General features: G+C 47.4%; 22 protein-coding genes and 1 pseudogene. 17 read left to right on the forward strand and 6 right to left on the reverse strand.

Annotated features, from left to right (window positions below):
• Window positions 1-49 precede the first annotated feature (49 nt).
• Both B5F77_RS05155 and B5F77_RS05160 read left to right on the forward strand, forming a co-directional pair.
• Window positions 50-1,147, forward strand: a complete 1,098-nt coding sequence (locus B5F77_RS05155; RefSeq protein WP_087328634.1) for an aminoglycoside phosphotransferase family protein — start codon at window positions 50-52, stop codon at window positions 1,145-1,147.
• 7 nt (window positions 1,148-1,154) lie between these two features.
• The gene (locus B5F77_RS05160; protein ID WP_087328636.1) at window positions 1,155-2,441 is read left to right on the forward strand and encodes an MFS transporter; all 1,287 of its coding nucleotides are present in this window, start codon (window positions 1,155-1,157) and stop codon (window positions 2,439-2,441) included.
• A 94-nt stretch (window positions 2,442-2,535) separates the two neighbouring features.
• On the opposite strand, the gene B5F77_RS05165 is transcribed toward B5F77_RS05160, so the two are convergent.
• On the reverse strand, window positions 2,536-2,790 hold the full coding sequence (locus B5F77_RS05165; protein ID WP_087328638.1) for a type B 50S ribosomal protein L31: 255 nt from the start codon (window positions 2,788-2,790) through the stop codon (window positions 2,536-2,538).
• 219 nt (window positions 2,791-3,009) lie between these two features.
• On the opposite strand from B5F77_RS05165, the gene B5F77_RS05170 reads away from it, so the two are divergent.
• The 5 genes and pseudogenes from B5F77_RS05170 to B5F77_RS05190 all read left to right on the forward strand — a co-directional run bounded on the left by B5F77_RS05170 (window position 3,010) and on the right by B5F77_RS05190 (window position 9,012).
• Entirely contained in the window at window positions 3,010-4,008 is a 999-nt protein-coding gene (locus B5F77_RS05170; RefSeq protein ID WP_087328640.1) for a class II fructose-bisphosphate aldolase, read from the forward strand.
• A gap of 222 nt (window positions 4,009-4,230) precedes the next feature.
• Entirely contained in the window at window positions 4,231-4,416 is a 186-nt protein-coding gene (locus B5F77_RS15690; RefSeq protein ID WP_162607955.1) for a hypothetical protein, read from the forward strand.
• Window positions 4,417-4,421: 5 nt separating this feature from the next.
• The gene (locus B5F77_RS05180; protein ID WP_087328644.1) at window positions 4,422-5,135 is read left to right on the forward strand and encodes a DNA-binding domain-containing protein; all 714 of its coding nucleotides are present in this window, start codon (window positions 4,422-4,424) and stop codon (window positions 5,133-5,135) included.
• Between the two features lie 240 nt (window positions 5,136-5,375).
• Window positions 5,376-5,576: pseudogene (locus B5F77_RS05185) on the forward strand (KilA-N domain-containing protein); the annotation flags it as partial.
• A gap of 373 nt (window positions 5,577-5,949) precedes the next feature.
• Window positions 5,950-9,012, forward strand: a complete 3,063-nt coding sequence (locus tag B5F77_RS05190) for a ubiquitin-like protein (protein ID WP_087328646.1) — start codon at window positions 5,950-5,952, stop codon at window positions 9,010-9,012.
• 74 nt (window positions 9,013-9,086) lie between these two features.
• On the opposite strand, the gene B5F77_RS05195 is transcribed toward B5F77_RS05190, so the two are convergent.
• Window positions 9,087-10,502 (reverse strand): alpha-L-fucosidase, encoded by a 1,416-nt coding sequence (locus B5F77_RS05195; protein WP_087328648.1) that lies wholly within the window; start codon window positions 10,500-10,502, stop codon window positions 9,087-9,089.
• Window positions 10,503-10,726: 224 nt separating this feature from the next.
• Here B5F77_RS05195 and B5F77_RS05200 point away from each other — a divergent pair, with 224 nt between their 5' ends.
• Window positions 10,727-11,344, forward strand: a complete 618-nt coding sequence (locus tag B5F77_RS05200; protein WP_087328650.1) for a DUF4923 family protein — start codon at window positions 10,727-10,729, stop codon at window positions 11,342-11,344.
• Between the two features lie 5 nt (window positions 11,345-11,349).
• Window positions 11,350-11,952 carry a ribonuclease HII gene (locus tag B5F77_RS05205; protein WP_087328652.1) on the forward strand — a complete coding sequence of 201 codons (603 nt, stop codon included), beginning with the start codon at window positions 11,350-11,352 and terminating at the stop codon, window positions 11,950-11,952.
• Here the strand turns inward: B5F77_RS05205 and B5F77_RS05210 are convergent.
• The 4 genes from B5F77_RS05210 to B5F77_RS05225 form a co-directional block, all read right to left on the reverse strand.
• Entirely contained in the window at window positions 11,941-12,726 is a 786-nt protein-coding gene (locus B5F77_RS05210) for an amidohydrolase (RefSeq protein ID WP_087328654.1), read from the reverse strand. The two genes, B5F77_RS05205 and B5F77_RS05210, sit on opposite strands and share 12 nt — an antisense overlap.
• 16 nt (window positions 12,727-12,742) lie before the next feature.
• Complete coding sequence (locus B5F77_RS05215) at window positions 12,743-13,399, reverse strand: N-acetyltransferase (RefSeq protein WP_239445737.1); 657 nt, start codon at window positions 13,397-13,399, stop codon at window positions 12,743-12,745.
• Window positions 13,400-13,428: 29 nt separating this feature from the next.
• On the reverse strand, window positions 13,429-13,971 hold the full coding sequence (locus B5F77_RS05220) for a 1-acyl-sn-glycerol-3-phosphate acyltransferase (protein ID WP_087328659.1): 543 nt from the start codon (window positions 13,969-13,971) through the stop codon (window positions 13,429-13,431).
• Window positions 13,972-14,268: 297 nt separating this feature from the next.
• Complete coding sequence (locus B5F77_RS05225; RefSeq protein ID WP_087328661.1) at window positions 14,269-14,553, reverse strand: hypothetical protein; 285 nt, start codon at window positions 14,551-14,553, stop codon at window positions 14,269-14,271.
• A gap of 128 nt (window positions 14,554-14,681) precedes the next feature.
• Between B5F77_RS05225 and B5F77_RS05230 the strand changes: the two genes are divergently transcribed.
• From B5F77_RS05230 to groL, 8 genes are all read left to right on the forward strand, one after another.
• Window positions 14,682-16,343, forward strand: coding sequence for a glycosyltransferase (locus B5F77_RS05230; protein WP_087328663.1), 1,662 nt, complete (start codon window positions 14,682-14,684; stop codon window positions 16,341-16,343).
• 103 nt (window positions 16,344-16,446) lie between these two features.
• Window positions 16,447-19,008, forward strand: a complete 2,562-nt coding sequence (gene glgP / locus B5F77_RS05235; protein ID WP_087328665.1) for an alpha-glucan family phosphorylase — start codon at window positions 16,447-16,449, stop codon at window positions 19,006-19,008.
• A gap of 102 nt (window positions 19,009-19,110) precedes the next feature.
• Entirely contained in the window at window positions 19,111-19,428 is a 318-nt protein-coding gene (locus B5F77_RS05240) for a DUF4286 family protein (protein WP_087328667.1), read from the forward strand.
• A 229-nt stretch (window positions 19,429-19,657) separates the two neighbouring features.
• Window positions 19,658-20,218, forward strand: coding sequence for a crossover junction endodeoxyribonuclease RuvC (gene ruvC / locus B5F77_RS05250; protein ID WP_087328671.1), 561 nt, complete (start codon window positions 19,658-19,660; stop codon window positions 20,216-20,218).
• Window positions 20,219-20,234: 16 nt separating this feature from the next.
• Window positions 20,235-21,428 (forward strand): sugar transporter, encoded by a 1,194-nt coding sequence (locus tag B5F77_RS05255; RefSeq protein WP_087328674.1) that lies wholly within the window; start codon window positions 20,235-20,237, stop codon window positions 21,426-21,428.
• 27 nt (window positions 21,429-21,455) lie between these two features.
• Window positions 21,456-21,980, forward strand: a complete 525-nt coding sequence (locus B5F77_RS05260; RefSeq protein WP_087328676.1) for a nitroreductase — start codon at window positions 21,456-21,458, stop codon at window positions 21,978-21,980.
• Window positions 21,981-22,170: 190 nt separating this feature from the next.
• Complete coding sequence (locus B5F77_RS05265; RefSeq protein WP_087328678.1) at window positions 22,171-22,440, forward strand: co-chaperone GroES; 270 nt, start codon at window positions 22,171-22,173, stop codon at window positions 22,438-22,440.
• A 50-nt stretch (window positions 22,441-22,490) separates the two neighbouring features.
• Complete coding sequence (groL, locus tag B5F77_RS05270; RefSeq protein WP_087328679.1) at window positions 22,491-24,128, forward strand: chaperonin GroEL; 1,638 nt, start codon at window positions 22,491-22,493, stop codon at window positions 24,126-24,128.
• Window positions 24,129-24,232: the final 104 nt, after the last annotated feature.

The following is a 24,232-nucleotide window of genomic DNA, read 5'->3' on the forward strand; positions in this document are numbered from 1 at the left end:
ATTTTATTAATTACCTTTGCCGGAAATAAATAATTAAACAATCAATATCATGGCGAAAACGAAAGATGATTATTTGGCTATATTGAGCCAGTTCGATTTGAAAGACAAGGTAGTAAGTGCAGAACCGTTTGGAAACGGGCATATCAATGATACGCTGAAGGTAACGACCGAAGGCGGTGACATCAAATATGTATTGCAACGCATCAACCATCTCATTTTTACCAACGTGGACATGCTCCAGGAGAATATCCGCATCGTGACGACTCACATCCGCGAGAAGCTCGAAGCCGCCGGGACGGCAGACATCGACCGCCGGGTACTGACCTTTTTCCCTACCAAAGACGGGAAAAACTACTATTTCGATGGGGAGAACTATTGGCGCGTGAGCCTTTTTATTCCCCGTTCGAAGAGCTACGAAGAGGTGACGCCGGAGCTTTCCTACGAAGCCGGGCGCGCATTTGGTGATTTTCAGACTATGCTCTCCGACTTGCCGGAAGGAACACTGGGAGAGACCATTCCTAATTTCCACAACATGGAGTTCCGCCTGCAACAGTTCCGCGAGGCTGTAGCAGCCGATGCAGCCGGACGGGTAGGGGCGGTCCGGCAGCTCATCGATGAAATAGAACAACGGGCCGACGCGATGTGCATCCAAGAACGCCTGTACCGCGAAGGCAAGCTGAAGAAACGTACGAACCATTGCGACACGAAGGTGAACAATATGCTCTTCGATGCGGATACGGACGAGGTGCTGTGCGTGATCGACCTCGACACGGTGATGCCCGGGTTCGTCCTTTCCGACATAGGCGATTTCATCCGCACGGCAGGTAATACCGGTGTCGAAGATGATGAGAACCTCGACCGCGTAGGCGTGAACATCCCCATCTTCGAAGCCTATACACGCGGCTATATGGAAAAGGCCCAGGCGTTCCTGACGCCCACGGAAATCAAGCTCTTGCCCTACGGCGGACGTCTCCTGACCTATATGCAGACGGTACGCTTCCTGACAGACTACCTCAACGGCGATACCTACTACAAGATACACTATCCGGAGCATAACCTGGTGCGCACGAAAGCCCAGTTCAAGCTCTTGCAGAGCCTCGAAGCACATGCGGCAGAGATGGATGGATTTATGAATCAATGGTTATAATACAGTTATGACAGAGACGATTAAACGCCACATTTCGCCCATTGCGTGGGTGCCGACCGTCTATTTTGCCATGGGAATGCCCTTCGTGGTACTGAACATGGTGACGGCGTTGATGTTTAAGGGACTGGGAATATCAGACGCACAAATCGCCTTTTGGACGTCCATCATCATGTTCCCCTGGACGATAAAGCCTTTGTGGAGTCCCTTCCTGGAAATGTTCAAGACGAAGAAGTATTTCGTCGTCTTGACGCAGTTCTGTTCGGGTGTATTCTTCGGATTGGTAGCCTTGTCGCTGCAACTGCCTCACTTCTTTGCCATATCGATTGCCCTCTTGGGTGTCATTGCCTTTAGTGGGGCGACCCATGACGTGGCGACGGATGGCGTCTACATGGCCGTCCTTTCAAAAGAGGACCAGGCGAAATACATTGGATGGCAAGGTGCATTCTATAATGTAGCGAAGCTCGCTGCCACGGGAGGTTTGGTGTACTTAGCCGGCTACCTGATAGAACACATTGGTGTGGTACATGCTTGGATGACCATCATGGGGTGCTGCGGTGCCATCATGCTCCTCTTGGCACTCTATCATTGGAAGATGCTCCCTAGCGACCAGACGGAAGAGCGTCATGCAGTAACGAGTCTTCGTGCGACATGGGAAGCCCTGAAGGAGGTCATCCTCACTTTCTTCCAAAAGAAGTATATCGCGCTCTACATCTTGTTCATTATCCTCTATCGTTTCGCAGAAGGATTGGTGATGAAGATTGTACCTCTCTTCCTGAAAGCACCGATAGGCGACGGAGGATTGGGACTGACGGAACAAGAGATAGGATTCTATTACGGGACGTTTGGCGCGGCAGCCTTCGTGTTGGGGTCGTTCTTGGCAGGTTATTTTATCTCGCACTTCGGCTTGCGCAAGACGTTGTTCTTCCTTTGCTGCGTGTTCAACTTTCCTTTTGCCGTCTATCCGCTCTTGGCACATTTCCAGCCCGATAGTGCTTGCTTGATAGGTGGAGGCATTACGTTTGAATATTTCGGGTATGGATTCGGGTTCGTAGGCCTGACGCTCTTCATGATGCAACAAGTAGCTCCTGGTAAACATCAGATGGCGCATTATGCGTTCGCTTCCGGCATTATGAACCTGGGTGTAATGATTCCCGGTATGATAAGCGGATTCCTGAGCGATTGGTTAGGGTACGATCTCTTCTTTATCGTGGCGCTTTTTGCGGCTATCCCGGTACTTATCTTGGTTCATTTCCTTCCTTTCACCTATCCAGACCCGGAGAAACGGAAAAAGTGAAGAGACTATATTAAATAAGGTATAAAGAAAAAGGCTATCCGCATAGTTTAAAAACTAATTGGATAGCCTTTATTAGGAGGAGAAAATGAATTTCTTACTTCTTCTTACGGTTACCGTAACGGCTCATGAACTTATCTACACGTCCTGCTGTGTCGACTAACTTAGCCTTACCTGTATAGAACGGGTGCGAAGTGTTAGAAATTTCCACCTTTACCAACGGATATGTTACACCGTCGATTTCGATAGTGTCTTTTGCATTAATAGTTGAACGAGTGATAAACATATCATCGTTTGACATGTCCTTGAATACAACAGGACGATAGTTCTCAGGATGAATACCTTTTTTCATTGTCTTATCTTCTTTTTAATTTATACTCTGTTTAATTTGGTAACCGGTATATTTTGGGTTGCAAAAGTATGAATAACTTGCGAATAAAAAAAGGATTTCGCCTGTTTTTTTGCAGCGACGTGTTTTTTGGCTTATTTTATATCTTTAAGCTTTCCGATTTCCGAAGGAATATTATATCTTTGTGCAGATTTTTAATCATAAACATAATACGTAATAATTATGGTAAGTTACAAAGAATTAGGCCTGGTCAACACCAAGGAAATGTTCGCCAAGGCTATCAAAGGTGGTTATGCTATTCCTGCATTCAACTTCAACAACATGGAGCAATTGCAGGCTATCGTGAAAGCAGCAGTAGAAACGAAATCTCCGGTTATCTTGCAGGTTTCGAAGGGTGCACGTAATTATGCAAACCAGACATTGTTGCGCTATATGGCAGAAGGTGCCGTTGAATATGCAAAGGAATTAGGTTGCCCGAATCCTCAAATCGTGCTCCATTTGGACCATGGTGACAGCTTCGAGTTGTGCAAGAGCTGCGTAGATATGGGCTTCTCTTCAGTCATGATTGATGGTTCTCATCTTCCTTACGAAGAAAACGTCGCTTTGACAAAGAAAGTAGTAGATTATGCGCATCAATATGACGTAACTGTAGAAGGTGAGTTGGGCGTATTGGCTGGTGTAGAAGACGAAGTATCAGCTGAACATCACACTTATACGAATCCGGAAGAAGTAATCGATTTTGCTACACGTACGGGTTGTGATTCGTTGGCTATCTCTATTGGTACTTCTCATGGAGCTTATAAGTTCAAACCGGAACAGTGCCACGTAGATCCTGCTACGGGTCGTTTGGTTCCTCCTCCTTTGGCATTCGACGTATTGGATGCAGTAATGGAGAAATTGCCTGGATTCCCTATCGTGCTTCATGGTTCTTCTTCTGTTCCTCAGGAATATGTAGATATGATCAACCAGTATGGTGGCAAGCTCGAAGCTGCTATCGGTATTCCGGAAGAAGAATTGCGTAAGGCGGCTAAGTCGGCTGTTTGCAAGATTAACATCGATTCAGATTCTCGTTTGGCTATGACCGCTGCTGTTCGCAAAGTATTTGCTGAAAAACCGGCTGAATTCGACCCGCGCAAGTACTTGGGACCGGCTCGTGATGAAATGGAAAAGCTTTACAAGCACAAAATTCTTAACGTATTGGGTTCAAACGATAAGTTGTAAATTCAAAACGTATAAAGCAAGGAAAGGCTGCTCCGCTGGGGCAGCCTTTTTTATATGTACTTGTGAGTGTTTATGCGGGAAGGAAATATTTCTTTGCCTAACACTAAAAAAGTTCCATTTAGTTTTGTAAAATAAGAAACAAGTCGTACCTTTGGCATGAGTTAAACAAAGCATAAAATGATAAGTACTTGCGAAACATATTACCCGTTAACATCTTTTACCATGAATCGCTTGGTAAAAGGCGATAATATGTTAGCAAGCAAGCAAGCAAGCAAGCAAGCAAGCAAGCAAGCAAGCAAGCAAGCAAGAATCTCTAAACATCGAATTTTTGATGCGAAAAGCCCGTGTGCGGAGCATGAAGCTCTGCGCACGGGCTTTCTGCGTTTATTGTCTAACATAAATACATAAAAATTATGGCAACATTGGAAGGATGGCTGGTTCCGAACACCGTCACGACGGATGATACCAGCGACAAGATTTTGGAGGTGCACTCCAAAGAGGGGTACACGAACAAGGAGATTGTGGACCTGATGTTGAAGGAAATCACAGGTCTGAAGCGTGAGACGTTGAACCACGCGGTAGAACTCTACAACCGTATCATCACCGAAAGCCTCCTCAGCGGGCATCCGGTCAATACGGGGCTTTTCTATGCTTCGCCGAGCTTCAAAGGCATTATCGAAGATAACGTCTGGAACCCGGAGAAGAACTCGATTGTGGTCAATTTCCAGACGGGTAAGACGCTGCGCGAGGAAATCACCAAGACTTCGGTCGAAATTCTGGGCGAGAAGGCGGCCGCTATGCAGGTGACCGATATTTACGACATGGGTTCGGGTGCGAAAGACGGCACGTTGACGCGCGATTATACGGTGATTTGCAAAGGCAAGAACCTCAAGATTGTGGGAGACGACGAGCAGGTCGGCCTTTATTTGATCTCTTCCTTGGAAACGGAGGAAAAGATTCCGGCCAACCGGATTTCGGTCAACAACCCGTCGGAAATCCATTTCCATGTTCCTACGGATTTGACGGAAGGGAACTATACGCTGCGCATCACGACGCAGTTCGGAGGCGGCGGTACCCGTTTGCTGAAAGAACCGCGCAGTCTGGAAATACCCGTGAAATTGGTATGATTCCATGCAGGGCGACGTGCGCCCTACGTGTAGGGCGAATGTCGCCCTAATCCTTGGGCGTCCCTCGCCTTACGCTAGGGCGGCATCCGCCCTAAGCGTGGGGTACGGGTCACTTTAAATAACAACGAATAAATAAACCGAAACCCGGACGTGAAGGCGGTCTTTGAAAGGATGGGTGTGTTGGAAATACGGAATAATATGGTTACCTTTGTTGCAGTGAAACATTTAAAAACAATAACTATGACGAAGATAACGGTATTATCCACAGACATTAACGTCGTAACAATCCACCATGAGGATTATATCTGCCTGACGGATATGCTAAAAGCCAAAGACGGCGATTTCTTTATCTCTGATTGGCTGAGGAATCGGAATACATTGGAGTATTTGGGAATCTGGGAAAAGCTTTATAATCCGGGTTTTAATTATGGCGAATTCGCCATAATTAGGAACCAGTAGAGTTCTAATTGTACCGAATTCGATACAATTAGAAATGCTGCGGGAAGTAATAATTTCAGTTCCTGTGGATATGCTATCCGCAGGTATTGAGTATCAGGATTCGGAAATCCGATGGAACGGATTCTTACGTCATCCTGTCGGAAATGTTTGTAGGGGCGGATTGAATCCGCCTGAATATCAACCGAGAAGAGACAGGACGCAAGCTTTGCGCCCCTACCATTTCAGAATGACAGGATGGATGAATTGTCAATTCTCCATTGTCCATTGCTCCGACACATCCTCCTGTTTAAAGAATCTTCCGCATTACCGTTTCCGGGTTTCATCTTGTATAACGATTTAAACACAACGAAAACAAATGCGGAAGATTTTTACTTGTATTTTATGGATACTCACATTATGGATATTCCTTCCGACAACGGCATCGGCAATGCAGATATTTGTCAAAATATTAACCGAGAAACATATCGAATTAGAAGTAGAGCCTACCGATAGAATTGAAGATGTAAAAAGCAAGATTCAAGAGCAAGAAGGAATTCCATCAGAACAACAAATATTGATTTTCGCAGGAAAAGAATTAGAGGATGGTCATACCCTTCAGGATTATTCTATCCAGAAAGATTCAACGTTGCACTTGAAATTTAAAATATGGGATGGAACAACAGATACCCAATGGTACACCGGGCATGAAAGCGATGCATCGTATAGTATCTCCACCGCCGCCCAACTTGCAGGGTTGGCACAGCTGGTAAACGGTGGTAATGATTTCAGCGGCAAAACCATCACCCTAACCGACGACATCGTCCTGAACGAGGGTGTCCTAAACGAGGACGGGACGTTGAACGAAGGTACTTTCCATGAATGGACGGCGATAGGGACAGAACAAAACTGGTTTGCCGGTAATTTTGATGGCGGAGGTCATACCATAAGCGGGGTGTATATCGACGAAGCAGGCAGTGATGGTCAAGGACTTTTTGGGTATGTGAATAACGGTAAAGTTCAAAATGTCGGTGTGGTGGATAGCTACGTGAAAGGGCATATGAATGTGGGTGGTGTAGTCGGGTGTGCTGGATGTTCTACCGTATCCGGTTGTTACAATATGGGTATGGTGACAGGAGAAAGAGATAGTAATAATGTGGGTGGTGTAGCTGGGTTTGCTATTTCTTCTATCGTATCAGGTTGTTACAATATGGGTACGGTGAGTGGAGATGATTCTGTGGGTGGTGTAGTCGGGTATGCTGACTCTTCTTCTGTTTCTGGTTGTTACAATACGGGAACGGTGACAGGAGAAAGAGATTATGTGGGTGGTGTAGTCGGGTATGCTTTATCATCTTCTACATCTTCTACCGTATCAGGTTGTTACAACACGGGAAATGTAAGCGGTATTATAAATGTTGGTTGTGTGATTGGTTTAAATTATCGTATGTCTATCTCAAATAGTGATTTCTTGGCAGGTGTGAACGGGGATATGGAGGGAATAGGGTACAATAACGGAAGCGGTACATCTTCGCCCCTGTCGGCATCCGCGTTGGTTGACGCGATGAATACGCATTTGTTTAGTGATGACGCGAGCGGTGATTTGTGGAAAGGCGAGGCAAGTTATGATGCGACAAGCAGAACCATCACGCTGCCAACGTTTGGTACAGCAATCAGCATATCTCTAAAGGACCTTTTGACCTTCTATAAAGTAACGCTTTCAACGGATCTCGCCGGTGGCTCTATCTCCGCCAATATGGAAGAAGCCGCAGAAGGTGAAACGGTTACTCTGACTGCCACCCCAGATGAAGGGTATGAGCTGGATGAATGGAACGTGACTTACAAAAATGGAGAGGAAACAGTAGTGGTTACGGTAACGGAAGACAACACCTTCGAGATGCCCGCTGCCGACGTGGCGGTAACCGCTACCTTTGCCACCATAGATTACAGCATTGAGGTAACACAACCGACCGAAGGAGGTACTATCGTCGTAGCAGACGATAAGAAAACTGCTCACGTAGGCGACGAGATTACCCTCATCGCCACCCCTGATGAAGGCTTCGAGCTGGAAGCATGGAGCGTGACATATGGAGATGAGAATACTCCTGTAACTGTGACGGACAACACCTTCGAGATGCCTGCCGCCAACGTGACGGTAACTGCTACCTTCAAACTCTCGACTTACAATATTACGGTAACACCACCAACAGGTGGCACTATCTCCGTCAGTGCAGAAACTGCAAACATGGGTGACGGGATTACCCTCACCGCTACACCTAACGCTAATTATGTCTTTTCATCGTGGAGCGTGACGTATGGAGAGGGCAACACGGTAACTGTGACAAATAACACCTTCACGATGCCCGCTTCGGACGTGATAGTTTCGGCAGTCTTTACCGCAAAGCCACAGCCTATACCTCCAACGGGTCTTATAGCCACTTATGGGCAAACATTAGCTGACGTAGAATTACCAGATGGTTGGACGTGGGATAATGATACGCAATCAGTAGGTGATGTTGGTACAAATACCTTTAAAGCCAGCTTTGCAGGAGATAATGAGTATGCCTCTGCAACTAATGTGAATATCACAGTGTGTGTTGAGAAAGTCACATTAAATAGTAAACAAATTAAACCAGAAGGTGAAACGAATATCTCCTTTAGTTTGGATGCAGAGGGCACGACTCTAACCGCCATAGTAACTGGTGAGGATTATTTGAAAGGTGGCACATGGAAGTGGATAAGCAGCGATGAAAAGGTGGCAACAGTAAAGGAAATACATACCCGGTCGTTCACCAGTCGCAGTACAGCAACCGTTACGCTTGTAGGAACAGGTACAGCGACTATCACCGCTACTTATACAGACGGTACGAACTATTCCGGTGAAGTGGAATATACTCTAACTGTAGTGAAACCCGAAGAACCTGACCCAATTCCCGACCCCACGCCGCAACCCGACCCGGACCCCATCTACTACAACATCTACTTGGATGATGTCTGTGAAGGAGTAGAAGCCTCGTTGAGCAGAGGAGTCGTGAAGGAGGGCAACCAAGTCAGTGTTTATGTAGAGGTGGAAGAGGGTTATGATGCCGAGAACCTGAAGGTCTCCTTTAAGCGCAGCTTGTATGGCTATTGGGAAGAGGTCGAGGAAGGCGTGCAATCCGGCGAGTACATTATTTATAATGTGTATAGCGACATCTACGTGAAAGTTGAAGGCGCGGAGAAGATAGAAGAACCGACCGGCTTGGAAGATATCGAAGGCGTGAAAGTTTATGCGCAAGATGGCAACCTTTACGTCTACACTTCACAACCGCAAGAGATTACAATCATCACGATGAATGGCGCCATTGTCAAGCGTGAACGGCAGGAGGGATGGCGGTCCTATTCCTTGCCGAAAGGTATCTATATTATAGGTATAGGCGAGGAGCGGATGAAGGTAAGGCTTTGAGAATCTCGCCATAAAAAAGAACGTCTTTCCCATGATAGGGAAGACGTTCTTTTTTATATAGACCGGATGGGAAATTACTTCTTCACAAACTTCAGCGCCACTGGTTCATTCTTCAATCCTTTGGGCAGGGTGACTTTCACCTTGTCGCCCTCAACTTCGTATTTCGCCCGTTTGCCATTGGCCAAGATGGTCATCTTGCCTTTGGGGATATTGACGGTCCATTCGATGGTTTCGGGCAATGTCTCCTTGTCGGGCAGGGCATAGATGGCGTAGAGGGTCTTGCCGTCTTTGTCGGCAGTGAACCATACGTTACCTTCCTGGTAGTACGGAGTCGTTTCGGTGTTGTAGATGGCTTGGCCGTTGGCGCGGAGCCATTCGCCCACTTGATGCAGGATGTCGACGGCCGGTTGTTCGATGATACCTTTCGGCGTGGGTCCTACGCCCAGAAGCAAACAACCACCTTTGGCCGTGGTTTCAGCGAGTAAGTCGATAACTTTGGTCGACGACTTATAGGGCGCGTTCGGCGTCCAGCCCCAGTCGTTGCTCAGCGTGATGCAGCTTTCCCACGGATAGTTGAGTTGCTTTTCGGGGATGCCGCGTTCGGGTGTTTGGTAGTTCTCGTGTTTGTTGCGCATGCTGCGGTCTACAGTAATCAAGCCGGGTTGCGCTTCGCGTGCCATGTCGACGATTTCGTCCATCTTGATGTCTTGGCTCTTGCCGCCAACCCAACCGCCGTCCAGCCAGAGGATGTCGAAATGACCATAGTCGTGCATCAATTCGCCGATTTGGTTGTAAGTAAATTCTTGGTATTTCTTCCAGCGTTCCGGATGGTTGGCAATCTTATAGTTCACATTGCGGTTGGCTGTCGCAAAGTGGGGCCACCAATAGTAGGGACAATGCCAATCCGGCTTCGAGAAGTACGCGCCAATCATAAAATTTTTCGCGCGGAAGGCATCAAACACGTAGCGGGCAACATCTCGCCGAGGATTGTCTTTGAAGGCGCCATGCGCGATAGAGAAATCCGTTTCTTTCGAGTCGAACATGCAGAAACCGTCGTGGTGTTTCGTGGTGAAGACCATGTACTTCATGCCAGCATCTTCCATTACGTCCGCCCATTGCTCGGGGTTGAAGTCCGTTGGGTTGAACACGTCTTTCAGTCCCCAATACCACTTTTTGTACTCGTCGTACGTTTTGGTCGTATCGCGCGAAATCCAATCTACGTCTTCCGAGCAGATGGACCACGACTCTACGATACCTGGCACTGAATATAATCCCCAATGGAAGAGCACGCCGAACTTCAAGTCCTGCCATGCGTCGAGTTTCTTTAATACCAGCGAATCCGTAGGCCAGATATAATCGTTTTCGCTCGATTGTTCATGCACAAATCCTTGTACTTTAGGTTGCTCCTGTGCTTGAACGGAGAACGAGCAACCTGCAATGGCCAGCCCAAGTACCCACTTGGCTGCACCCCATGTCTGTTTTTGTCTCATGTTTGGTTAGATTTCGTTTTACATCGTGCAAAACTAATCATAAAAATGATTACTTTCGCCTTGTTTTACGATTAAATGATGTGTGAAACACGAAAAAAGGTATGTAGGCGGCTCGCAAGGGCTTGCAGGGCATAAAAATAGCTGTTTTCTCGCTTCATAACTATTGGGGAGACGAAATATAGATATTTTTTAAGAAAATGATAAAGATAGAAAGGAAAAGTAAGATGAAAAAATGGATGGTTTGTGCCGGATTACTGGCCTTGGCAGGTTTATCCACGAGCGTAGAAGCGCAATCGTTGAAGGATATTTTGAAATCGGCCGTAGTGAAGGATGCCGTGACCTCGCTTACGGGAGGAAAGGAACTGACGTCTGAGAATCTGGTCGGGACGTGGGAGTACGTAAATCCTGCTGTTGTGTTGGAAGGCGATAATGCCCTGAAGAACGTAGCCGCCAGTGCCGCGTCGGGCGAAATCGAGAAAAAATTGCAGACCTATTGCGATAAAGTAGGCATTAAGCAGGGAACGTTCAGCTATACATTCAATAATGACAACACGTTTACCTGCCTTTTTAAAGGAAAGAAGCTGAGCGGCACCTATTCGTTGGATAAAGAGAACAAAACGATTCAATTGAACTTCGGTAAATTGGAAAAGTTACAGTTGCTTAAGCAGTCGGCCCAAGTGGTGCTAACGAACGACCAGCTGGCATTGCTCTTCCCGGCCGACAAATTGTTGGATTTCATCGGCACACTCTCTTCCATCTCGGGAAGCGCGACGCTCAAGGCGGTCAATAGCTTGGCGGAACAATACGACGGCGTGAAGGTCGGGTTCGAATTAAAACGTTGATCGGCATGTTGCTATCCTGTTTGCACGAAGGGAAAATAGAGGCTGGTTGCGATGAAGCGGGGCGGGGGTGTCTGGCTGGTGCGGTCTATGCGGCGGCAGTTATCCTTCCGTCCGGTTTCCAAGACGAGCGATTGAATGATTCGAAGCAGCTGACCGAGAAACAGCGTTATGCCTTGCGAGATGTTATCGAGCGGGAAGCCGTGGCATGGGCCGTAGGCGTTGTTTCGCCGGAAGAGATTGACCAAATCAATATCCTGAATGCCTCTTTTCGGGCTATGCATCGCGCTATCGACCAGCTAAAAGTGCGCCCCGAACATTTATTGATAGATGGAAACCGCTTCCATCCTTATCCCGGTATTCCGCATACGACGATTGTGAAAGGCGACGGGAAATACCTGTCCATCGCCGCCGCTTCTATTTTGGCTAAAACGTATCGGGACGATTATATGATTCAACTGGATGCCGAATATCCGGCGTACGATTGGAGACACAATAAAGGATATCCAACCCGCAAACATCGCGAAGCTATCGCCCGGCAAGGTACGACGCCTTATCACCGGATGTCGTTCCATCTTTTAGACGGGCCGCAGCTGACGTTAGATTTCTAAACGAAATGTATCTGCATCCTGCCAAACGGGGAATTTCTCGCGGAAACGTTCCTGTTCGGAGGCCGAAAGCATACCGGTGAGAAGGCATTCCTCCGCATCGGAGGCGTCCAGCAATTTCTTTCCTTTGGGCGAGAAGAGGACGGATTCGCCCCGATAGTGGAATCCCTTCCCGTCCGTGCCTGTCCGGTTCACGCCGCAGACGTAAGCTTGGTTCTCTATCGCCCGGGCCATGAGCAGCGGTTGCCATACCGAGGCACGTGCTTCCGGCCAGTTGGCCATATAGAGTAAAAGGTCGTAAGCCTTTGCTTGGTTCCGGCTCCAGACGGGGAAACGTAGGTCGTAGCATATTTGCAGGCAGATATTCCATCCTCGATAGGAGATGATGCGCAGATTCTTTCCCTGTGTATATACTTGGTCTTCGCCAGCCATGCGAAAGAGGTGGCGTTTGTCGTAAAAGGTAATTAAGCCGGACGGTTCTGCGAAGAATGCCCGGTTGAAGAAACAACCTCCTTCGGTAGCGATGAAGCTTCCAGCGATGGCCATATCGAAGCGGGATGCCCAAGTCTTCACGCGGCGAATGGTTTCTCCGTCGTTTGTTTCGGCCCACTTTGCGGCTTCCATACTGAAGCCGGTCGTGAACATCTCAGGGAGAAGAGCGATGTCTGTTGTTCCTTTTAACGAAGCCAACCGGTTTTCATACGCTTTCCAATTCGTTGATTTATCTTCCCATGCAATAGGGGATTGGACAAGGGTTATTCGAATATCGTTTCGCATAGCTGTTTTTTTAGGATTATTCTTTTCGTTGCATGGCTATTATTTCTTGGAACCGGCGTTGCGTAGGTGTATCTTGCAAGATGGGCTTAGGAGGGAATGCCTTGTCGAATTCCGCTGTAGCGGTTTCATCTACATTATATATAGGATGTTCGAAATAGCGTCCTTTCGATTCGGTCAAGGCGCCTTCATATAATTCGCAGGCATGAAGCGCGATAAAATAGGTGTTTTCGGAGGTCCGGATGCCAAATCTTTCGGCCGGGACGAATCCTGCGCGCGTATAATATTCCGGGTCACCGCATAAAAGAATCGCCCGGAAACCCATTTCTCGCGCCATGTCACGCGTATGTGCGATAAGTTTTTGCCCGATTCCTTTTCCTTGGTATTCAGGGAGGACTGCGATCGGACCCAGACTCAATACCGAGTGTGTCTCTCCTTGGTCTGTAATAATATGCGATTTCATATAGACTACATTTCCTACAATCCGTTGACCGTCGTATGCTGCGTAGTCGAGTTCTTGCACAAAGTCAGGGCATTTTCTCATGAGGTGCAGGAGGTAATGTTCGCTGCATCCCGGCGAGTAGTAATTCCAAAAAGCTTCTCGCATGAGCCATTCCGTTGCTGGGAAATCAGCCGCTTGCGTAGGTCTGAACGTGGGTTGCCATTTTCCTTCCATGTGTTGCATATTTCTTTTTGTTGTTTTAGTTATGAAAAATTCTCCGGATGGTATCCTCTGATGTCTTTATAACGCATTTGGATTTGGGCAATGTCCCGTTCGGCGTCGCCCGTCGGGTAGAAAACACCAAGCGTCCCTATCTCTTTCCGGGCGTAATCAATATAGGCGAGCAAGATGGGTACGTGCGCCTTTAGGGCAATAAAGTAGAATCCTTTTTTCCATTCGGCTACGCGTTGGCGCGTGCCTTCGGGCGTAATGGCCACTTGGAAGCGCTTATGTCGGCGGAATAGGTCGGCCACCTGGTCGGTCAGCGACGTATGCGCTTTCCTTTCCACCGGAATGCCACCCATGGCCTTCCATATCAGTCCGAGAGGAAAGAAGAACCACGATTTCTTCATCAAGAAGCCGGCGGTCAGTCCTAAGGAGGTATAAAATAATTTGCCCACGATAAAGTCCCAATTGCTCGTATGGGGCGCTACGCAAATTACGCATTTTTCCAACTCAAAGCCTTCGAGGGAAGCCGTCTTCCAGCCTGCCTTCCGCATCAAGAATTTGCTTATCGTCTGTATCATTTATTTTCTTTGTCTATACATTATTATATAGGTATGAAAAAATACCCTTTGAAAAAGTTGAATACATAGGCAGGGAAAGTTTCGCGTATGCCTATGGAAAGTTCCCGCGATAGGCAGCCTTTCTTCGCGTATCGACGATATTTTTATATCTTTAGGCTAAAGATACACAAATATCGACGATACGTGTACAAATATCGTCGATATTTATAGAATTGCTCGTTAGGAAAAGAAGTTTTTCTCCCTATCGTTTGGACTTTCGGAAGGCGGTGAGCGGAAAATCCGTTCGCCTCTGCCGGTTTACTGGTTCAATTCACTGATTGCTTTGGCAATATCGTTTATTTCCGCCTGTAGTTCGGCTTTTAACTTCTTATAGTAGGATTTAACTAATGCAGGATTCTCTTTTCCATCCGTTTTTCCTACCCTGCAGATGAAATCGTCTTGCATGTCGAGGATGCGAGTCATCAGTTTATCCGCCTTTTCCTTGTCCGTGCCAGGGATATACAACGCACAAAATAAAGCTTCTGAGAACAAACTCCCAGCCGTGCGACTAATCTCTTTCTTCAAAATTCTCTTGTTTGCCATAATCGTAATTTTTTAAGAATATCTACAAAGCTACAAATATTTGCGATTAAATCAAGTCGCATCTTAGATAAAAGCGCAAAAAGTGTTATCTTTGCACCTCGGAAGACTTACATTAATAATTAGCTAGAATGACGAACATAGAGATTACGCCAGAGTATATCTTCGAAAGCAGTTGGGAGGTATGTAATAAGGTTGGGGGAATCTATACGGTTCTTTCCACTAAGGCGCATACGTTGCAGCAGATGTTGCACGATAAAATTATTTTTATAGGTCCGGATATCTGGAATAAAACGCAACCGGCGGACTTCATCGAAGATAATTCCCTGTTTGGCGCATGGCGTGCTCATGCGGAAGCCCAAGAGGGGTTGCATGTAAAAGTAGGGCGTTGGGACGTGCCAGGCCAGCCTCCGGTAGTCTTGGTCGATTTCAAACCTTTCTTAGGCGAGCGGGATACCCTTTTTTATACCATGTGGGAGCGTTATCAAGTAAACTCGCTCCATGCGTATGGTGATTATGACGAATCTTGTATATTCGCGTATGCGGTGGGTAAGGTAATAGAAAGCTTCTACCATTATTATAAATTAGAGGATAAACGGGTAGCAGCTCTTTTCAATGAATGGATGCTGGGCATGGGTGCTTTGTATGTCAAGATGACTTTGCCGAAGGTAGCAACGCTCTTTACTACACATGCGACTTCCATCGGACGTTCGATTGCGGGAAACAACAAAGCGCTGTATGCCTATATGGATGGATACAATGGCGACCAGATGGCTTACGAATTGAATATGGAAGCCAAGCATTCTATCGAGAAGCAAACGGCTCATCAGGTAGATTGCTTTACGACCGTGAGCGATATTACTGCCCGCGAATGCCGCCAGTTGTTGGATAAAGCGCCGGATATTGTGACTCCGAATGGGTTTGAACCTAACTTTGTGCCCTCTGAACCCCTTTATACGGCTAAGAGGCAAGAGGCGCGGAAGGTGCTCATCAATATGGCTGAGAAGCTTTTGGGATATCCTATCGACCCGAATGCCCTCTTGATTTCGACGAGCGGGCGATATGAGTATCGAAATAAAGGCATCGATGTGTTCATCACAGCTATGAATCGTGTACGTACTTGTGGCGAATTACAACAAGAAGCTATTGCTTTTGTTCTTGTCCCGGCTTGGGTGCGCGAGGCAAGAAGCGATTTGAAGTGGGTCATTGAGCATAATTATGAGACGCACGAAGCGTTGCAATGTCCTTACATTACCCATTGGTTGAATGAAATGCAAAACGACCGGGTGATTAATTACATAGGGAATGCCGGATTCCGCAATTCGCAATCCTCGAAAATGAAGATTATTTTTATCCCGTGCTATTTGGATGGTAAAGACGGCATCTTGAACAAATCCTACTATGATATATTAATAGGTATGGACGCTACGGTTTATCCGTCTTATTACGAACCTTGGGGATATACGCCGCTTGAAAGTGTTGCATTTGGAATACCTACGATTACCACCAACTTGGCTGGTTTCGGACTTTGGGCATTGAAGGCGGGCGTATCGGGTAAAGATATCCACGAAGGCGTTTCGGTAATCGAACGTACAGATTTCAACTATTTTGATGTGGCAGAAGCAATCAAAGAACAAATCATAGACCTCTCGAATACAGACGAAAAAGGGCGGTTGGCGATTCGTAATCATTGCTTTGCACTGGCACAAAAAGCAGAATGGAGCAGGTTCATTTCTTATTATCAAGAAGCCTTCTCGATAGCTTTAACAAAAGCAGCTGAAAGGAATAAATGAAAAAGTAGCTATTAATCAAAAAAATAGTTGTACCTTTGTACCCGGTCAATTAAACATAGGCATAAAAGCAAAGAAAAGTAGAATATACATTAAACTTCACTATATGAAAATCAAATCAAATGATCCGATTTGGAAAGAGGTCTATTCTCAATCCAAGCTTCCGAGTTCTTTGGAAGTTTTGAAAGAAATGTCCACTAACTTATGGTGGGTATGGAATCACGAAGGCGCTAAGCTATTCGGAAAGATTGATCCAGTTCTTTGGAAAAAAACGGAAGGAAATCCTGTTCAGTTGTTACAGAATCTTTCTTTCCAACGCATTGAGGAAATCTTAGCTAATGAAGAGTTAATGGCTGAAATCAAGAAGGTTTACAGCGATTTTAGAAAATATATGGATGTAAAGCCAGACGCAACGAAGCCGTCTGTAGCTTACTTCAGCATGGAATATGGTTTAACCAATGTATTGAAGATTTATTCCGGAGGTCTGGGTATTTTAGCTGGCGACTATTTGAAAGAAGCGAGCGATAACAACATCGATATGTGTGCCGTAGGTTTCTTATACCGTTACGGTTATTTCACGCAGACTTTGTCGATGGATGGACAGCAAATCGCAAATTATGAAGCGCAAAACTTCAGCTCTCTGCCTATTACACAGGTAATGGAAGAAAATGGCGAACCCGTGATTCTGGAGGTTCCTTATCCTGGGCGTACGGTATATGCTAACGTTTGGAAAGTGAATGTAGGCCGTATTCCTCTTTATTTGATGGATACGGATATCCCTCAGAATAGTGAATGGGACCGTTCGATTACGCATCAGCTTTATGGCGGTGATTGGGAAAACCGTATGAAGCAAGAGTACCTGTTGGGTATTGGCGGTATTTTGATGTTGAATAAGCTGGGTATTAAGAAGCAGGTTTACCATTGCAACGAAGGACATGCGGCTTTGATTAATGTACAACGTTTGGTGGATTATATCCAGAAGGATGGTTTGTCGTTTGACCAAGCATTGGAAGTGGTACGTGCTTCTTCTTTGTATACCGTACATACGCCGGTGCCGGCAGGACATGATTATTTCGATGAAGATTTGTTTGGCCGTTATATGGGTGCATTCCCTGGTAAGTTGGGTATCAGCTGGCAAGAGTTTATCGATATGGGTCGTGTGAATCCGGGTTCGAACGAGAAGTTCTGCATGAGTACGTTCGCTTTGAATACGTGTCAGGAAGCCAACGGTGTGAGCTGGTTGCATGGCAAAGTATCGCAACGTATGTTTGCCCCGATTTGGAAAGGTTATTTCCCGGAAGAGCTGCATGTTGGGTATGTAACTAATGGTGTACACATGCCGACTTGGGCCGCTACGGAATGGAAAGAGTTTTTCTATAAACGTTTCCACAAGAATTTCTATCAAGACCAATCGAACCAGAAATATTGGGAAGCTATTCAAAGCATGCCGGATGAAGAGATTTGGACCATCCGTCAGACATTGAAGAACAAGTTAATCAAATACATCAAAAACGAATACAAGACAACTTGGCTCAAGAACCAGGGCGACCCCGCCAAGGTGGTGTCTATCTTGGAAAAGATTAATCCGAATGCATTGCTGATTGGTTTCGCGCGTCGTTTTGCGACGTATAAACGTGCGCACCTCTTGTTTACGGATTTGAATCGTTTGGCTAAGATTGTCAACAACGAGCAATATCCGGTGCAATTCGTGTTCTCGGGCAAGGCTCACCCGGCTGATGGCGGTGGTCAGGGATTGATTAAGCATATCATCGAGATTTCTCGCCGTCCGGAATTTGAGGGAAAGATTATCTTCTTGGAAAATTATGATATGCGTTTGGCGCGTCATTTGATTGCCGGCGTGGATGTTTGGTTGAATACGCCGACACGTCCGCTGGAGGCTTCCGGTACATCGGGTGAGAAGGCTGAGATGAACGGTGTATTGAACTTCTCTGTGTTGGATGGTTGGTGGTACGAAGGGTATCGTGAAGGTGCCGGTTGGGCATTGACCGACAAGCGTACTTACGAGAACCAACAATATCAAGACCAGCTTGATGCGGCTACGATTTATCAGATGTTGGAATCGGAAATCATCCCGACTTATTATGCGCGTAGCACGAAGGGATATTCGCCGGAATGGATTCAGTATATCAAGAACTCCATGTCGCAAATTGCCTACGATTATACGATGAAGCGTATGTTGGATGATTACATCGACCGTTTCTATTCGAAGTTGGCTACGCGGTCGGCGGTTTTGGTGAAAGACAATTATGCAAAAGCGAAAGAGATTGCCGCTTGGAAGGAAGAGGTGGCTGCTCATTGGGATTGTCTGGAGGTTTGCTCGTTCACCAGCGATGCGGATTTTGCGGCAAACGGACCGGAAGTAGGAAAAGAAGTTACATTCGATTTGGTTATCGACCGCCACGAACTGCAAGGAGCTATAGGCGTGGAGATGGTCATTACAAAAGATGACCCCGAAAAGCATATTCCTGTGATTGTGACGAAGAATGACTTCGAACTGAAGAAGGAGGAAGGCACGAAGATGTTCTTCCGCTTGAAGGCGACTCCGTCGGAAGCTGGAAATCAGCAGATGGGCTTCCGTATTTATCCGAAGAATCCGGATCTGCCTCACCGTATGGACTTCGCGTTCATCCGTTGGATTCAATTATAATTTAGTATAAAAGATTGTGCAACTTCCGTAGGAATCACCCGCAAGGGCGCTCATTCCCTGCGGAAGTTGTCGTATTTAGGTTATCAGGTAAAAGTTTTGGCTATGCTTGTTTACAATATTACTTTTCACGTGGAAGGGGAGATGCAGGCCGATTTCCTCCGCTTTTTGAAAGAGGAATATGTTCCGCAGGCTACGCAACGTGGTTTTGTCCATTCTCCGCTTTTGCACCGGGTTTTGCCGCACGCGGAAGAGGAGGAAGGATGTAGTTATGCGGTCCAGTTTCGGGTCAAGAATGCGGATAGGTTGAATTTTTGGATAGAACAGGAGGGACGGGCGCTCGCTCGTCGCGTGGTGGAACGCTACGGTTCGAAAGTGGTGGGCTTCACGACGGTGCTGGAAGAAATCGATTTGGAAAAATGAGATACGGAACCTATATTTCTGCAAACGTCGCCACGTCGTGGGGAAGAAATCAGAGCGCTCTGCAAACGCGCCCACGCCGTGGGGAAGAAATCGGAGTACTCTGCAAACGCGCCCACGCCGTGGGGAAGAAATCGGAGTGCTCTGCAAACGTCGCCACGTCGTGGGGAAGAAATCAGAGCACTCTGCAAGGCTCCGGGGAAGGTTGCGGGGTTTCAGAGGAGGTTTTCGGATGAAGGAGCGTGTTATTTTGGGTATCGACCCGGGTTCCATCATTATGGGATATGGTATCCTGCTGGTGTTGGATAACAAACCCAAGCTCGAGGCGTTGGGCGTCATCCAGCTGGGAAAGTATGTAGATTATTACCTCCGGCTGAAGAAAATCTTTGAGCGCGTCTTAGGGCTGATTGATACGTATCATCCCGACGAGCTCGCTATCGAAGCTCCTTTTTACGGAAAGAACGTGCAGAGTATGTTGAAGTTGGGACGGGCGCAGGGCGTGGCGATGGCGGCTGCCTTGGAGCGCGACATTCCGATTTTCGAGTATGCGCCGTTGAAGATAAAGATGTCTATCACGGGAAACGGTAATGCGTCGAAGGAGCAGGTAGCAGGCGTCTTGCAGAAATACCTTCACATCCCGCAGGAGTCGATGCTTCCGCAATTGGATGCTACCGACGGATTGGCGGCGGCGGTCTGTCATTTTTTCCAGTCCAGCCGTCCTACGGTAGAGAAGAAATATAGCGATTGGAAAGACTTCATAGCCAAAAATCCGGATAAAGTCCGGAAAAAATAAGTTTGTGTAGAAGACAATGGATAGGATTCAAAATCGGGGAGGAAAGCGACTGAAGGAATGGCTCCCCGTGGTCGGATTGACGCTGGCTGCTTTTGTTTTTAACACCTCAGAATATATTCCCATTGGTTTGTTGACCGACATTGCGACTGATTTTCAGACGACCGAGGCGCATGCGGGGTTGCTCATTACCGTGTACGCGTGGGTGGTGGCGATAGCTTCGTTGCCATTGATGTTGATGGTTTCGCGGGTCGAGAACCGGCGTCTCTTGCTGAGTGTATTGGTTTTGTTTATTGGCAGCCATCTCATCTCCTCTTTTTCTTCAGGGTATTCGATGTTGATGGCTTCGCGTATAGGCGTGGCGTGTTCGCATGCTATTTTCTGGTCTATCGTGACGCCGCTGGCCGTACGGGTTGCCCCTGAGGGGTTCCGCTCGGTGGCGATTAGCTTGATTGCTACGGGAACCTCTATCGCTATGATTGTCGGGTTGCCGTTAGGGCGTACGATTGGATTGCATGTAGGCTGGCGAATGACGTTTTTCTATGTGGCAGTGGCGGCTTGCGTAGTGATGCTTCTTTTGGGGCTGATATTCCCTAAAGTGCCGAGTCGCAACAGCGTTTCGCTCCAAAAATTACCAGGTTTGCTCAAGGCCCCGGTTCTTTTGGCGGTGTATATTTTGACGGTAATAGCCATCACGGCGCACTTTACGAGTTACAGTTATATCGAGCCGTTCTTGGGGCAAGTGGCTGGATTGGAAGATGCGCAAATCACGTGGGTGCTGACGGCATTCGGGCTGATTGGGATTTTAGGGAGCGTGCTTTTCTCGCGCTATTACGATCGGCATCCATTTACATTCGTTCGCTTGGGCGTTTTTGGGTTAGCTGCGTTCTTGCTCCTCTTGCGTCCGGCGGCTTGTCATGCATACAGCGTCATCGCGCTTTGCCTCTGTTGGGGCTTGGCGATTACGATTTTCAATTTGACGTTTCAATCGGAGATTATTCAAGTGGCTCCGCAAGCAACGGCCATCGCGATGTCTGTCTATTCCGGCATTTACAACGTAGGGATTGGGAGCGGCGCTCTGATAGGAGGCGTCATCTGCACGCATTTGTCGATAGCCGAAGTGGGGTACGTCGGGGGAGCGATTGCGCTTGTCGCCTGTTTCTATTGTGCCCGAAAATTAGTACCTTTGTTGCAAAAGAATAAAAGCAAATAGGTATTACCCAATAAAAAAATAAAAGGTATGGAAAATAATTTGTTGCATGTTATCAAAACGCGGCGTAGCTGCCGCAAATATCGTCCGGAGCAAATTCCAGACGAAGCGTTGAATGCCATCCTCGAAGCCGGGACGTATGCGCCAACGGGCATGGGGTTGCAATCGCCTTTTATTGTGGCGGTGCAGGATGAGGCGTTAAAGGACCGGTTGGCACGAATGAACGCAGCGGTCCGGGGGATGAGTGGCAATCCTTATTACGATGCCCCGACGTATATATTGGTATTTTCGTCGGCGGATTGTCCCTTTGCCGTACAGGATGGTTCCTGCGTGCTGGAGAACATGATGCTTGCCGCGCACGCATTGGGGCTGGGCAGTTGCTGGATTAACCGCGAGCGGGAGATGTTTGCCACAGATGAAGGCCGTCAGCTCCTGAAGGAATGGGGCTTGCCCGACGGGACGGTGGGCATTGGCGCCATTTCGGTAGGCTATCCGGCAGCAGAACCGGCGGCTCCGAAGCCCCGGAAGTCTGATTACATCCGGATTTTGCGATAGGAAGGAATAGCGGCTGCCAGATTGGCAGCCGCTTCTTGTGTCTTTCTTTTTCTATCTGACAAATCCGAAAAAATGGCAGTCCTGGACCGCCGTTTTTGTTTTGGCACAGTATTCGCAAGGTAATTGGCGTGAGTCGCTAAGGCTCGCAAGGATTGAAATAAATAGTATAAACTTTAAATTATAAGAAGTCATGAATATTAAACCGTTAGCAGATCGTGTTTTAATTAAGCCCGCTGCGGCAGAAGAAAAAACTGTAGGCGGAATCATTATTCCGGATTCCGCAAAAGAGAAACCCTTAAAAGGTGAAGTCAAAGCAGTAGGCAACGGAACAAAAGACGAAGAGATGGTAGTCAAAGTAGGCGATAACGTGCTTTATGGTAAGTACGCAGGTACGGAAATCGAATTGGAGGGTGAAAAGTACCTGATTATGCGTCAGTCTGATATTTTGGCAATCATTTAATCATAACATTACAAAAAAACAGAGTAACTACTTAAATTAATCGAGAAATTATGGCAAAGGAAATTAAATATGATATGGAAGCCCGCGACCTTTTGAAGAAAGGTGTGGACGAGTTGGCAAATGCAGTGAAGGTTACGCTCGGCCCGAAAGGTCGCAATGTCATTGTAGAGAAGAAGTTTGGTGCACCCCACATTACGAAGGATGGCGTCACGGTAGCCAAAGAGGTAGAGTTGGCGAATCCGTTCGAGAATATGGGTGCTCAGCTCGTAAAGGAAGTGGCTTCCAAAACGAACGACAATGCAGGTGATGGTACCACAACCGCTACGGTTTTGGCGCAATCGATTATCGGCGTAGGTTTGAAGAATGTCACAGCGGGTGCCAACCCGATGGACTTGAAGCGTGGTATCGATAAGGCTGTCGCTAAGGTGGTCGCAAGTATCAAGGAGCAGGCTGAAGAAGTAGGTGACAAGTTCGAGAAGGTTGAACATGTAGCGAAGATTTCGGCAAATGGCGACGAGGAAATCGGTAAGCTGATTGCTGAGGCTATGCAGAAGGTAAAGAAGGAAGGCGTCATCACGGTAGAGGAAGCCAAGGGTACGGAAACAACGGTAGACGTGGTAGAAGGTATGCAGTTCGACCGCGGATATATCTCTCCCTATTTCGTAACGGATACCGAGAAGATGGAGTGCCAGATGGAGAATCCGTACGTGCTTATCTACGACAAGAAGATCTCTGTCCTCAAAGACCTGTTGCCTATCCTCGAACCGACAGTCCAGAGCGGTCGTCCGCTTTTGATTATCGCCGAAGATATCGATAGCGAGGCTTTGGCTACGTTGGTGGTAAACCGTTTGCGTGGTTCGTTGAAAGTTTGCGCTGTAAAGGCTCCGGGCTTTGGAGACCGTCGCAAAGCGATGTTGGAAGATATTGCGATCCTGACGGGCGGTATCGTTATCTCCGAGGAAAAGGGCATGAAGCTGGAAGGTGCTACGATGGATATGTTGGGTACGGCTGAAAAGATCGTAGTGAATAAGGATAACACGACGATTGTAAACGGCGCTGGCGACAAGAAGGCTATCCACGACCGCATCGCGCAGATTAAGTCGCAGATGGAAAATACGACGTCGGACTACGATAAAGAGAAACTGCAGGAGCGTCTGGCTAAATTGGCTGGTGGCGTAGCTGTTCTTTACGTGGGTGCTCCGTCGGAAGTGGAAATGAAGGAGAAGAAAGACCGCGTAGACGACGCCCTTCACGCAACCCGTGCGGCCATCGAAGAGGGTACTGTTCCGGGTGGTGGCGTAGCTTACATCCGTGCAATCGCTGCCTTGGAAGGTATGAAAGGCGACAACGAAGATGAAACAACGGGTATCGAGATTGTAAAACGTGCCATCGAAGAGCCGCTCCGCCAGATTGTAGCGAATGCGGGTAAAGAGGGCGCAGTCATCGTACAGAAGGTAAAGGAAGGTACAGGTGATTTTGGTTACAACGCACGTACTGATACGTTCGAGAACCTGTGTGCGGTAGGCGTTATCGACCCGGCTAAGGTGACACGCGTAGCACTTGAAAACGCGGCTTCTATCGCAGGTATGTTCCTGACGACAGAATGTGTCATCGCTGACAAGAAGGAAGAAACACCGGCTGCTCCGGCTATGAACCCGGGTATGGGCGGCATGGGCGGCATGATGTAATAAGAATTTTTTGTTTACGTCTAGTGGCAGGGGCTGACTCTCCGTATGGAGGGCGGCCCCTTTTTCTTTTGGGGCTGTGTCAAAATAGAAAATGGCACGCAGAG

It is taken from the genome of Parabacteroides sp. An277, assembly GCF_002159645.1.
Lineage (GTDB): Bacteria > Bacteroidota > Bacteroidia > Bacteroidales > Tannerellaceae > Parabacteroides.